Raw genomic sequence first — 15,108 nt, forward strand, 5'->3', positions numbered from 1 at the left:
TGTGAGAGTTATCTTATTGGAGTCTTTCCAAGTCTAAGATAACTCTCATATGTTGGCATTTGAGTGTTCTAACGTTAAACGCTTTGTTAAATCTAATATAAGGAAAGCGCTGGATGACAAACCAGCGCTTTTTAACATCTGGGTCAGAGTAAAATTAGGGATGGCCTTTGGGGAGCTATTTACGGATAACTTCATCCAAGTGATTCAGCTAAGTTAGCGATGAATTAACCATGACAGAGTGGGATGGTTATCGTCACAGCCAGACCGCCTAGGTCACTTTGTGAGGCGGAGATAGTGCCGTCGTGGGCTTGGATAATGTTTTGGCTGATGGACAGCCCTAAGCCTGAGCCACCAGTTCGTCTATTGCGCGACTTCTCTACTCGGTAGAGTCGTTCAAATATCTTTTCGAGCTCTTTATCTGGTACGCCGGGTGAGCTGTCTTTCAATACCAGTAGTAAATTGTTCGAACTAACATCTAGGCTTAATGAGATTTGGCCGGGTGCGTCTGTGTATTTAATACTGTTTGTGAGCAAATTCGATAACACTTGTTTGATGCGGTCTGTATCGATATTCACTGGCGCTGTGTCGGCATTAATAGACAGATGCCACTCGAAGCCTTCAGCATTAGCATAGTGCTCAAACTCTTCGCCCCAGTTCATTAAGATTGGTACAAAGTCGACTTGTCTCGCTTCAAACGATAAACCATTCACATCAGATAGGGCGAGCTCATATATGTCGCTAATCAGATGATTCAAATCATCAATTTTAGTGCCGAGCTTTTGGTAGCTAACATCTACATCATCAACCAATTGATATTTAAGCGCATCCACCTGCAATTTTAGCGCGGTTAACGGTGTACGTAGCTCGTGAGAAACGTCTGCTAGAATCTGGTTTTTTTGGTTTAATGCATCTTGATAAAGGCTGGCTTTTAATACGGCTAATTTACGGCGTTGATAGAAAAAGTAAATCAGCACCGAAAACAGTAAAAGCAGCACAAATGAGATAAATATCACCCCTTGAGAAATAGTTTTATGCGCCTGGGCTTCGGCCTCTACGGCTCTATTTTCTTCCTGTAATTTTGCGACCTTGACTTGTTCTTCAAGTAGGTTGATATCACGCTTATGTTTTTCGATCTCTTTAATTCTTTGCTCTGAATGAAGCTGCAGTTTTATCTTAAAAGCAGCCTCTAAATGCTGGTGCGCGTCATCGTATTCACCCAGTTCATGATGAATATTACTAAGTAGTTCATTATCGCTTAACTGGTGATCTAGCAGACCAAGCTTGTTGGAGATAATGAGTGACTTTTCTAGGTATTGTTTTGCTTTTGGGTAATCAAATTCTTCTAAATAATAAGCACCTAGGTCATGCCACACATGCCGTAATTGATGGTCGGTTGGTGCGAGCAGAGCCTTTTCTACCGCTATGGTTAAGTGCTTGAAGCGCTGACTATTATCGTTAAGTTTTTGGTATATCTTCGCCATCTGCAGGTGAGAGCGAGATAGCAGTTGGTTGGCAGATTCACTTATGAAAATATTGATAGCTTGATTGGTGTAGTCAATGGCTTTGTCAAAATCATTGGTTTGAAGATAGATACTGCCGATTCGGTGGTAATCAAATCCCATGTCTTGAATGCTATTGAGCTGTTTATCGTAATCCAGTGCTTTGAGGTAAAAGGTTAGCGACTTGCTGTAGTCGTGAGCGCGGTAATAAAGCTCACCTAGATTAAAGTAGTTGCCCGCGAGCTCTCCAATGTCGTTTGTTGTTTCAAAGTAGCGCATGGCTCTAATTTGATATTCTGCGGCTAAAACTAAATCGCCTTGCGACTCGTACAATGTACCAAGTTGGCTAAATATCCGCGCTTCGTTGTGATGATCTTCGTTTTGCTGATAAATATCTAGGGCAATTAAGAAGTATTCTTTAGCTTCTTTTAGCTTCATTTGCAGGCGAAGAAATGAGCCAGCTAATTGATATAAACGCCCAAGTTCAATGGCGTCAGGCAAAGCGATAGGTAAGGCCTGGTCGATAATAATTTCAGCGGCTTTAGCATAGTTATTTTTGTGTCTTTCAAAAAGCGCTGTACTGATGAGCACTTTAACTTTTAGCTCATTGTTATAGCCTGGAAGCGCTGAGACGAGATCATTTAACAGCTGTTCTGATTTGGCTTGCTGGCCGCTTCTGCGATAAATAGACACCAACTTTATTTGTGCGTGAACAAGGTCGTCACCTGTCGCAGTTTTGATGATTTGCTCAACCTGCTGCTCTGCACTTTTCGAAGCCGATGTTATGTCATTAAGCTGAGCTTCAATGTTAGAGGTGAGGGGAGGTTGGGCTTGTGTTTGCGCTTGAGCCTGAACCTGAAAAATAATGATACTTTGAATGCAAGCGACGAAAAACAGCACTTTAAAGCATAAACCCAAAGCGCTGTTGATTGAATGCATTGTGCCTGTTTTAGCAAAGACAGAAGCGATAGCCTGCTCCATAGACCGATTCTATCGGGTTTTCAGTAATACCGGCTTCTTTAAATTTATTACGAATTTTTTTGACATGGCTGTCGATGGTTCTATCTGTAATATGACGGTATTGAGGGTAGGCTAGGTCTAATATTTCGTCGCGCGAATAGATCCTGTCTGGCTTGTTGTATAGCAGCGAGAACAAGCTTGCCTCAAGGGTGGATAACTCGACTTTTTTGTCCTGATAAACCACCTTGCCTTTCTCTGTGTCTACGGTGAGCTTTGAAAAGCTCACCGTACCTTGGCTGCGAGCCAATAGTGTTTTGGAGCGAAGGATCAGCTCCATGGTATCAAATGGTTTGCAGACATAGTCATCCGCACCGGTACTTAGGCCGAGATTTTTATCAGACTGATTGCACTTGGCTGTGAGCATGATTATGGGCACATTGCTAAACTGTCTTATCTCGTCACAACACTCTATCCCAGTTTTATTGGGTAGCATTATATCTAAGATAATCAGATCAGGTTGGTAGGTAGAAACAGCTTGAGTGACATTGTTGCCATCATCAATATGCAGTGTTTCAAAGTTTTGGTGACGATAAAATAATGCCAGATTTTCGGCAATATCATGATCATCTTCGACAATCAGAATTTTTTGTTTTTCTTGTATTTCGTTCATGTGGCATACCGCTGCTGGTCGTTCCTTGTTCCAGCACTACCCCTATTAGTTGTTACAAAACGACTAAGTATTGTAAAACGTCCATGGCTATTACAAGTTTAGAATTTATTCTCCCATAGTAAATGACTGATTGCCATCTTGTTAAGATGCATAGTGAAAAACTCCCGCTTAGCTATGTTGCCATCCTCTTTGCGGTAATCGAGAAGATGGCAATCTAGCTAAGGAGAGCCGCTAGGTTTGAAGTGTTGCGGGCTTATCTATGTGTTTTATTATTTTCCTATTTGTACCTTCTTCGTTTTAGAGCAACTAACATCAGTAACATCCACCATACGCCCAAGGCACCACCACTATTGGTGTTTGTTTCTGGTTGTGTCGGCTCTTCTGGTTCAGGCTCAGTCTCAGCTTTGTTGGTTACGGTTAAGCTGGTGGTTACTGAATAGCTTAATTCGCCATCAGATACCGTAACTTGAAGCTCAATGACTTCATCACCGCTGACTTCAGGTGTTGTTAGCGTCAGTTGATGAGAGGTTTGATTCTCAAGTACCGCAGTTGGGCCTGATAACTGCTGCCATTGATACGTCAGTGAGTCATCTTCTGCATCACTACCGACTGCTGTCAGGGTAATACTGCTGTTTTCTTCAACTTCACTGTTGTGACTCTCAACTACTAGCGATGGCGCAGTGTTTACCGGAGGAGTACCGTTTTGCACCGTTACTACACCCGGGTCTTCAATCGCTCCATTTGCTTGGCCGTCGATGTCGTTAGGGCCACCGTCTTCAATGAGCAGTCGAATACAGTTATTGCCTTCAACTAATCCTTGAGCCGAAGCCTGAGTATAAGCTGCATCATTTACGAGAGGGCAGTTACCGTTTTCATCTGCTAACGCCGAGCTAATGGTGTTACGAGCATCAACAACAAAGCTATACCAGCCTAGTGATGGGCTGTACTTACGGTAGATTGCGTCAGCTGGCAGCGTTTGACCTTTAGCTAATGGAATGACCACTGCTGCAGAACCACCATGCTCACTCAAGCCGTTAACGATGAAGTTATAAACAGGCGTAATGCTGTCAAAATACTCATCTTGTGGGTCAGCATCACCTGCTTGTAACAGCGCAGCTAGGTCTTCAATAGCAAAACTAGCTGTGCCTGCGGTAACACCAAGTCGAGCTGCAAATAAACCAAGGGTCATTGATAACCCATCTTCTGTGTGTGCAGGCTCTGCATCACTTTGAGTTGGTATGCGCGTGGTGTTGCTATCATTATCTAAATAATCAGCAATACCGTCGCCGTCACTATCTGCATAGCCTTCATCACTATCAGAGATACCATCATTATCTGAATCGACATCACCACTTAGCGCTGGTAAGTCTGCAATGACTAGTTGCGCTGTGCGAGTGACGGCAAGTGCGTCACTCGTATTGGTTTCAGTGGCAATAGCATTAACTTGATATACACCTGATTGCAGTAAGCTTGGGTCTACCTCGAAAGTCATCAAACTATCATCAATGTCAGCATCAACGAGTCCATCAACACTTGACCATATCAGGGTATGGGTATCGTTTTGGTTAATATCACGTACATTCGCTGTGATAGTAACCATACCTGCATTGGCGTCGATAACACTAACTAGATGACCGTCTTGATGCATTGTTAGGTTCATTCTTGGTGCGGCATTGCGTTCAATCACTGTTAATTCAGTTGTGTTGGCATTACCAATAAATGCGTTTACACCAAAGTCTAACTGAAGCTGCAATTGATCCTGGTTAGTAACGCCTTCAGGAATGAGCACATTGAGTTGGCCAACTTGACCTGCTTCAATGTCTGCAACTAGTTGATTATTAACAAGCCCATTTACCAGCAAGCTATATGAGACTTGTACTGGGTAATTAGCTGCTTCACCACTTAAATAAGCATTGACTCGATACTCGCCACCAGCCTCTACAGGACGTTGTGAAGGCAGAGTGAGCATTGGCACAATATCAAGATTGAATGATGACACCGCTATGTTGCCAAGGGCGTCAGTTGCTTCTACCTGAACAATATGGCTACCAGACGTGAGTAGGGTGTCGCTCATAATGCTTACTGCTATGTCACCGTCTACCAAGTCTGTTGCTGATATTGAAACTAAGTCAGCAATATTGGTTAAACGTCCCTGAGCATTAATCGATATGTCGCTTAGATCGTCAAAGCTTGGTGCAGTAGTATCAACAATCTTAATGATTTGCTCCGCACTCGATTCATTGCCCGATATATCGGTCGCAGTCCAGGTGATAACGTGCTCGCCTAAGCTAAAGGTAAAGTTATCAGTATCAACTGTTAGCGAAGGTGAAGCGTCATTATCATCAGACACCGTTGGCTCAGGCACTTGTACTTGAGTTAACTCGGCCGTAGCTTCAAATGTCATGCTTTCAACATTACTAATCACAGGCGCTTGAGTGTCTGACTCGCCTGGGGTTAGCGGGTTAGGGTCATTGATATCAAGAACGCCGTCACCGTCATCGTCATCATCGGCGTTGTTACCAATGCCATCATTATCTGTATCTAAAGTTTCAGTTGGATCGTTAGGGAATGCATCTGCGTTATCACCCACACCGTCGTTATCTGAATCTAAGGTTTCAGTTGGATCTGTTGGGAATGCATCTGCATTGTCACCCACGCCGTCGTTATCTGAATCTTTGGTTTCAGTAGGATCAGTAGGGAAGGCATCTGCGTTATCACCTACGCCGTCGTTATCTGAATCTAATGTTTCAGATGCGTCGTTAGGGAAGGCATCTGCATTGTCACCCACACCATCGTTATCTGAATCTTTTGTTTCAGTTGGGTCGTTCGGGAAGGCATCAGCATTGTCACCCACGCCGTCGTTATCTGAATCCACTGTTTCAGTCGGATCAATTGGGAAGGCATCTGCATTATCACCTACACCATCGTTATCTGAATCCACTGTTTCAGTCGGATCAGTTGGGAAGGCATCTGCGTTATCACCTACGCCGTCGTTATCTGAATCTAATGTTTCAGATGCGTCGTTAGGGAAGGCATCAGCATTGTCACCCACACCATCGTTATCTGAATCTTTTGTTTCAGTCGCGTCGTTAGGGAAAGCATCTGCGTTATCGCCTACACCGTCGTTATCTGAATCTAAGGTTTCAGTAGGATCAGTAGGGAATGCATCTGCGTTGTCGCCTACGCCGTCGTTATCTGAATCTTTGGTTTCAGTCGGGTCAGTAGGGAAAGCATCTGTGTTGTCACCCACACCATCGTTATCTGAATCTAAGGTTTCAGTAGGATCAGTAGGGAATGCATCTGCGTTGTCACCTACGCCGTCGTTATCTGAGTCTAACCACTCACTGCTGTCATATGGGAATGCATCTGATTGATCGCCATAGCCGTCGTTGTCGGAATCAACACTTTCATTAGCGTCAAATGGGAAGGCATCCGCATTGTCACCCACACCATCGTTATCTGAGTCTAGCGTTTCAGTAGGATCGGTTGGGAATGCATCTGCGTTATCACCCACACCGTCGTTATCAGAATCTAAGGCTTCAGTTGGATCGGTAGGGAAAGCATCCGCGTTATCACCCACACCGTCATTGTCTGAATCTAGCGTTTCAGATGCATCATTAGGGAAGGCATCTGCATTGTCACCTACGCCGTCGTTATCTGAATCTAAAGTTTCAGATGCGTCGTTAGGGAAGGCATCTGCGTTATCACCCACTCCGTCGTTATCTGAATCTAAGGTTTCAGATGAGTCATTCGGGAAGGCGTCTGCGTTATCACCAACGCCGTCATTATCAGAGTCTAGCCACTCACTGCTGTCGTAAGGGAAAGCATCTGATTGATCGCCATAGCCGTCGTTATCGGAATCAACACTTTCATTAGCGTCAAATGGGAAGGCATCCGCATTGTCACCCACACCATCGTTATCAGAATCTAACCACTCACTGCTGTCGTAAGGGAAGGCATCTGATTGATCGCCATAGCCGTCGTTGTCGGAATCAACTGTTTCATTAGCATCAAATGGGAATGCATCAGTATTGTCGCCGATACCATCATTATCTGAATCCAGGGTTTCAGTTGGGTCTAGAGGGAATGCATCATTGATATCTTCGACACCATCAGCATCATCATCTCGATCATTAGCGTTGGTTAAACCATCGCCATCTAGATCGTAGTCGTTAAGCATGTTGACTAGGTGTATACCAAAACCATTCCAGTCTGAGCCGGCGATTATCAAGTTACCATCGTCTTGAACGATTATTTTGATAGGGTCATATTCTTGAACATCTAGCTTTACATAACCTAAAGTATTGAACTGGCTGTCTAACTCGCCATTTTCAGTAAAGCGAACAACGTGTGCATAATCAGCCGTTACACCGCTCAATACCAGTATGCGACCGTCACGTTGAACCTGAATATCTTGAACATTCCAGACACTAACATTTTCGTCAAAATCGTTGGCCGAATAGCCATTGTCGGCAAATGAGCCGTCAAGTTGTCCATCAACAATTTTCAGTAAGCTTAAGCGTTCGCTGACATTTGAGGTTGTGCCAGCTGCATAAACATTACCTTCAGCATCTTTTGCTAGCTTAATAGAGCGGGCAAACATATCGCTATCAAGCGCTAGTTCACCATTGCTACCAAAGCTAGTATCAATGTTGCCATCAACGTCAATTTTGGTCAGATAGAAAGTGCGATCTTGTTTTTGCAATGCTAACACTTGGCTATCGTCATCAAGCACGATGGCATCTTGCACATAGATATAACTACCTATTTCTGGCTCACCAATTGTCAGGCTACCAGCATTACCAAAATTGGTATCAAGTGTGCCATCGGCGCTAAATTTATGACCAATGTTTTGATAGGTGTACTGACCGAAAACTACCGTGCTGCCATCTGACAATGTTGAAGCAACATCTGCCCCACGGATAATTAAGTTGTCTTCATTATCGTAGGTACCTGTTTCATTGAAGCTTGTGTCTATGGCGCCTGTTGTATCGTATTGAGCGATAAAGACTTGATTGTCTTTTTCGCCAGTCACTTTAACGCTGTTTTCAGTGGTTAGCGCCAATTTAAAGTTGGTTTGTACCTCGTCGTAAAGCGCGTAAAGCACACCATTTTCACCGAATTCAGTGTTAACTGCGCCTGTGCTATCAATATCTATGATCACACCGCTATCTTCATCGAGCGTGTTGTGACTAGAACTACCCACCAGATACAGACCATTATCGTGAGCAATGGCGTCAGTAATATAAATTTCTCTATCGCCATTATGCACATAAGCTGAAGCAATACCGTTTAAGCCATAACTTGTGATTAGGTCACCGGCGTCATCGGTATCAGCATTGTTACCAATACCATCACCATCAGTATCATATTGCTCTGTTTGATCATTAGGGAAAACGTCAGCATTGTCACCCAGACCATCGCTATCAGAGTCTAACCACTCACTGCTGTCGTATGGGAAGGCATCTGCGTTATCACCTACGCTGTCGTTGTCGCTATCTAACGTTTCAGCAGGATCATTCGGGAAGGCATCTGCATTATCACCAACACCGTCGTTATCAGAATCAAGTGTTTCAGAGGCGTCATTAGGGAAGGCATCTGCGTTATCACCTACGCCGTCGTTATCGCTATCTAATGTTTCAGCTGGGTCGTTCGGGAAAGCATCTGCATTATCACCCACGCCATCACTATCTGAATCGACAGTTTCAGAGGCGTCATTAGGGAAGGCATCTGCGTTGTCGCCCACACCGTCTTTATCGCTATCTAACGTTTCAGCTGGGTCGTTCGGGAAGGCATCTGCGTTATCACCTACACCGTCGTTATCGCTATCCAGCGTTTCAGAGGCGTCATTCGGGAATGCGTCAGCGTTATCACCTACGCCGTCGTTATCGCTATCCAGCGTTTCAGCTGGGTCGTTCGGGAAGGCATCTGCATTATCACCAACGTTATCGTTATCACTATCTAACGTTTCAGTTGGATCCATTGGGAATGCGTCAGCGTTGTCGCCCACACCGTCTTTATCGCTATCTAACGTTTCAGTTGGATCGTTCGGGAATGCATCAGCATTATCACCGACGTTATCGTTATCAGAATCTAACGTTTCAGTTGGATCCGTTGGGAAGGCATCTGAGTTATCACCCACGCCATCGCTATCTGAATCTAGCGTTTCAGTTGGGTCTAGAGGGAATGCATCGCTGATGTCTTCGACACCGTCTGCATCATCATCTAGATCATTAGCGTTGGTTAAGCCATCGCCATCAAGGTCGAAGTCGTTAAGCATGTTGACTAGGTGAATACCAAAGCCATTCCAGTCAGAGCCAGCGATTATCAAGTTACCATCGTCTTGAACGATTATTTTGATTGGGTCGTAATCTTGAACATCTAGTTTTACGTAACCCAAGGTATTGAACTGGCTGTCTAACTCACCATTTTCAGTGAAACGAACAACGTGGGCATAATCAGCCTCTACACCGCTCAATACCAGTATGCGGCCATCACGTTGCACATGAATATCTTGAACATTCCAGACGCTAACATTTTCGTCAAAATCGTTGGCCGAATAGCCATTGTCAGCAAATGTGCTGTCAAGTTCGCCATCAACAATTTTCAGTACACTGAGTCGTTTAGGTACATCAAATGATGTGCCTGCAGTGTAAATATTGCCTTCGGCATCTTTGGCTAATTTAATTGAGCGGCTGAGCATATCACTATCAAGCGCGAGCTCACCATCGGTACCAAAGCTGGTATCTACATTGCCGTCGACATCAATTTTGGTCAGGTAGAACGTGCGATCTTGCTTTTTCATCGCCAGTACTTGGCTATCATCAGCAAGCACAATGGCATCTTCTACATAAATGGCGCTACCCAATGCAGGGGTGCCAATTGTCAGGCTGCCAGCATTAGCAAAATTGCTATCAAGCGTACCATCGGCGCTAAACTTATGCCCAAAGTTCTGATAGGTGTATTTGCCGTAAACGACGGTACTGCCATCAGATAATGTTGAGGCAACGTCTACACCATCAACAATTAAGTTATCTTCGTTGTCGTAGATACCCGTTTCATTGAAGCTAGTATCAAGCGCACCTGTTGCATCGTATTGAGCGATAAAGACTTGATTGTCTTTTTCGCCAGTAATTTTGATGCCATTTTCAGCGGTAAGTGCGACTTCAAAATGGGTTTCTACTTCATCGTATAGTGCATAAAGAATGCCGCTGTCACCGAAGTCAGTATTAATTGCACCCGTGTTGTCCACATCAATGATCACACCGCTCTCTTCATCAAGGGTGTTGTGATATGAACTACCTACCAAATACACGCCGTTATCATGAGCAATGGCATCAGTAATATAAATTTCTCTATCGCCGTTATGCACATAAGCTGAAGCAATACCGTTTAAGCCATAGCTAGTGATCAAGTCACCGGCATCGTCTGTATCAGTATTGTTGCCTACACCATCCCCATCGGTGTCGTATTGCTCTGTTGGATCATTAGGGAATATGTCAGTGTTATCGCCTAAACCATCGCTATCAGAATCTAGGTATTCAGATGCATCGTTATCAAATGCATCTTCAAATGCCCAGTAACCGTCAGCATCAGCATCGCGGTATAAATTGCCACTTAATAACAACGCTGGGTATTGTTCGGAGGTGCCAAAGTCCCAGTTTTCTGAAGACCAATCATCTGTGTAAGCTGTGCTGCTACAGTCAGCATCGTACGGCGTAATAGGGCACTTAAGTTCGTAAGAGGTATATCCAACCCCAGAGTTATTAAATGTGGTTGAGATGCCTGTTGCTTCGGTATCCCAAAGGGCATAATTCACTGCTAATGTATTTGACGCGCTGTAACCTAAAAGGCCACCGGTATTGGTATTTTGGCCATCATTGGTATTAATCGAACCAACGGCTAACACGCGTGTAAAGGTTGCGTTGGCATTTAAGTCACCAGCGATACCACCAATAATCGAGTCACCCAACAGGGAAACATCAGCGAATGAGTCGACAATTTCTGTCACGCCATCAATATCACCAATTAAGCCACCTAGAATGGTAGGAGCGGTAATGTTACCTCGAGCTAATACTCGAGTTAACACGCTTGTGCCCTCAATCTTACCGATAAGGCCACCTGCGACTTCAATATCAGTCTCAATGCCTGCCGCATCAATCAGGGTGATATCTGCAATTGCGTAACTATCATTAATTGTGACGCTTTCTGCATCACCAATTAAGCCACCTGCAGACGTCACTGCTTGAATATCGCCTTCAAAACTCACGTTATCTAATGTGTTGGTACCTGATAATTGACCAAACAAACCACCGGTGTCCGAACCAGCATCACCAGTAATAGAAATCGACGTGATATTACCTTGTGCATGAACTTGATCTGCATCTAGGTTATAAAGCCTACCCGCAACTAAGCCGCTGTCATCATTACCAATAATAGTGCCTTGCACACTAATATTGCTCAGTACAGCTGAATCAGAACTGCTGTTTCGCGCAATTAAGAATGCTGAGTTATTCAAGCCGGTGACGCTAGTTAAATCACCGTCGATATTAATATTGGTGACACTAACTGTACCCACATAACCTAATAATGCTTGGTAGTCTTCATCTGGGCGATTAATAAATAGATTATGAATGGTGAAACCATTACCGTTGAAGTTGGCGGCAAAGCGGTCATCAGAAGTACCAATAGGCTGCCAACCTTCACCTGCGTTGTAGTAGGTTTCATCTGAAAGATCGCCGTCACCATCCGTATCGAAATCTAAATCAGCCGTTAACTCGTAACCAATACAACCTGTGCCGTCAGTTAAGCCTGCACAACCTGCGGTAACACCACTTAAGCTATTACCAGTTAAGTCATCACGCATCGCGTGTAGTTGTGCCAAGGTTGAGATTTCAATTAAGCCATCATCGTCAATATCAACATCGTGCGCTGCAGTTGAGCCTGTCGCATCAAATGGATAAAGATCTGACTCATTGGCTACGCCATCGTTATCGGCATCAGGGTCTGAGTTATCACCAATTAAATCGCCATCAGCATCAGACCACTCTGTTGGATCATTTGGGAATGCATCAGCGTTGTCACCGACACCGTCATTATCTGAATCGACACTTTCTGCTGAGTCATCTGGGAAAGCATCTAACGTGTCAGGTGTACCGTCATTGTCTCTATCGTGGTAAACCACGCCATTAATAATTGGCGCAGGATATTGGTTTGATGCGCCAAAGTTCCAGTAGGCTTCATCCCAATTGGCATAAATGCCCACGTTTGCAACAGGTGCTTGTAATTCAGCTGTGGTATAGCCAGTACCTGAGCCACTGGTGCTCATATTACTGGCTTGGGTATCCCAATAAGAATCCGTGACCGTACCTAAACCAGAACCAGTTAATCCGCCTTTATTAATTGCTTGCTTGGCAGAAAGAGTGGAGTAGCTATTGGTGATACTTGAAGCTGCGTTAGCAACACTACCAATTAATCCGCCGACAGCAATACTCGCCTCAGCCCTGACATGAGCAGCAACATTGGTGACATCTGAACTGGTCAGGTTACCAATAAAGCCGCCACCAACTGTGCCAGAGGTAATGACTGAGCCGTTAACCAGACAGTTTTCAACGCTACCATTTGCTAACTCGCCTGCAAATGCACCGGCATCACCTTGGCCTGTTACATCAACAGTCGCTAAACATTGCTTGACGCTAGCTTGACTAACACGAGCTGCAATACCGCCGGCATAAGCACCAGCTTGATTACTGGTGACTGTGCCCTTAAACGAGATGTTGGTCATAACACTTGGGGTGCTACCATAGATATAACCTACGAGACCGGCTACGTAATAACCGCTAGCCGTTACCTGACCATCAACGTGAAGGTTTTCGATAGTGGCATTTTCAGCATGACCGAATAAACCCAGGCTGTCGTCATCGCCTGATAAAGTGGTGTTGTTGATAAAAAGGTTTGAGATTGTGAAGTTATTACCGTTGAAGATACCGATATATGGGGTGTTAATATCACCAATAGGTGTCCAGCCTTCACCTGTGTTAAAACTATCGTTATTGATGCCATCCTGATTTTCATCAAAATCTAAATCATTAACTAATTCATAACCATAACAAGCTAAAACATCGCTACCATTACCACATCCAGTCGTGACATCACCATTGCCGTCGTTATAAGCGAAGCCGCCGAGGTTGTTTCGGACATTGTTAAGTTCAGTGAGAGTTGAAATATCAATTAAGCCGTCACCATCAGCGTCAATATCTGACGTATCAGCAATGCCGTCGTTGTCGTCATCTAAATCGGCAATGTCACCCGTGCCATCATTGTCGTTGTCAGCTGTTTCTGCTGCATCATTTGGAAAGGCATCGGCATTGTCGCCAACACCATCATTATCAGTATCTAAGTGTTCTGTAGGATCGGCATCCAATGCATCTTCAAAATCGAAATAGCCATCACCATCTGTATCTCTGTATGACTGACCACTGATCTTCAATACAGGCTGTTGGCTATCAGAGCCAAAATCCCAGTTGCTACTCGTCCAGGCGCTGTATGGATTTGTTGAACACGTCGCATCGGAAACTGACGTAGGGCAGTTAATATCTGCTGATGCGTAGCCATCGCCAATATCGTTAACGGACTGGTTTGTGCCGGTTTTCTCGAAGTCCCACACTGACGTTGTAGTTATCACTGTGTGGCTTGCGCTGTAGCCAGCTAACGCGCCTAGTGTTGAATCATTATCGATGACACTCGATATCGCGCCGGTGACTAAAACATGATCAAGAGTCAAATCATTACTTAACAAACCGACGAGGCCACCAGTGCGTGAAACCCCGGTACTGCCGACATCATTACCTTGCACACTTGCTGTGACAAGCACATCAGATGCACTTGTCGCTAAGGTTGCTTCACCGAATAAGCCACCGACATTACGGTCACCACTAATTGAGCCTGTAACAACAACACGTTCAACACTCGATATGCCTTGGGCATCACCAGCAATACCACCAACGTTGTCGTTGGTTGCATCAATATTTACCGCGACTGAACTGTCGGTTACATTAACTTGGTCACCATAACCAATAAAGCCACCTACTTCTTCATCACCGGTAATGCTGCCCTTAAAGCTTGAGTTTTCAATATTGATTGGATAGGTTACGTAACCTAAAAAACCGCCGACACTATCGCCTGTCGCGGTAATATCAACGCCAATATGTACGTTTGAAATTTCACCTGTTTGTGAAAAATCACCGACTAAAGCGCCCATTTCTTTGACGCCAGTTAACGAGCCAGTAATGGTGATATTTTCAAAATAACTGGTGTTAGTAAATTCAGTCTTTGCCGCTAAAATACCGGCTTCAGTACGACCTGTAACATTGGCATCTAACAGTGATAAATTCTTAATCGTTACGCCGTTGATGATGCGAAATAGTGCCGTTCTATCTGAACTTGCTTTATTAATGGTTAGGTTAGAAATGCTATGGCCGTTGCCATCTAACGTACCGCTAAAGCGCTCAATGCGAGTAAAGCCAGCACCAGCATTCCAGTAGCTATCATCGGTTAAATCGCCGTTACCGTTTTCATCGAAATCTAAATCGGCAGTTAGCTCATAGCCAAAACAAGCCAGTACATCCACATTGTTACCACAACCTGTCGAGTCGTCACCGCCACCGTCGTTGTATGCCGTGCCGCCTTCGTTGTTACGGATATTATTAAATTGGGCAAGGGTAGATATTTCGATAAGGCCATCGCCATCAATATCGACATCTACAACGTCTAGTACACCGTCGTCGTCGGTATCTGTCGCATTAGCTTTTATTGGTGAAGTTATACTAATCACCCCAAAAAGGGTGGTTAACAACAGAGGAAACTTGAACTTCATATTCGGCACCAAGGTTACATTTATTTTGCAAAAGTGTGATGAAGATCGATTTTATTCAACAAATAAGGAAGAAATAAGGAACAAATATGCAAAGTGATTTTATT

General features: G+C 44.3%; 3 protein-coding genes. All 3 read right to left on the reverse strand.

The features are described 5' to 3' along the window. Positions 1-224 precede the first annotated feature (224 nt). Entirely contained in the window at positions 225-2,438 is a 2,214-nt protein-coding gene (locus EXU30_RS14595) for a tetratricopeptide repeat protein (protein ID WP_165399026.1), read from the reverse strand. Between the two features lie 10 nt (positions 2,439-2,448). Further along, entirely contained in the window at positions 2,449-3,129 is a 681-nt protein-coding gene (locus EXU30_RS14600) for a response regulator (protein WP_130601243.1), read from the reverse strand. A gap of 277 nt (positions 3,130-3,406) precedes the next feature. Next, positions 3,407-15,004 (reverse strand): PKD domain-containing protein, encoded by an 11,598-nt coding sequence (locus EXU30_RS20660; protein WP_242620223.1) that lies wholly within the window; start codon positions 15,002-15,004, stop codon positions 3,407-3,409. Positions 15,005-15,108 lie beyond the last annotated feature (104 nt).

The organism is Shewanella maritima (genome assembly GCF_004295345.1).
GTDB classification, from domain to species: domain Bacteria; phylum Pseudomonadota; class Gammaproteobacteria; order Enterobacterales; family Shewanellaceae; genus Shewanella; species Shewanella maritima.

Bases quoted from the DNA above. Each gene is read 5' to 3' on its own strand.
- EXU30_RS14595 (WP_165399026.1), bottom strand. From the start codon at position 2,438: ATGCATTCAATCAACAGCGCTTTGGGTTTATGCTTTAAAGTGCTGTTT.
- EXU30_RS14600 (WP_130601243.1), bottom strand. From the start codon at position 3,129: ATGAACGAAATACAAGAAAAACAAAAAATTCTGATTGTCGAAGATGAT.
- EXU30_RS20660 (WP_242620223.1), bottom strand. From the start codon at position 15,004: ATGAAGTTCAAGTTTCCTCTGTTGTTAACCACCCTTTTTGGGGTGATT.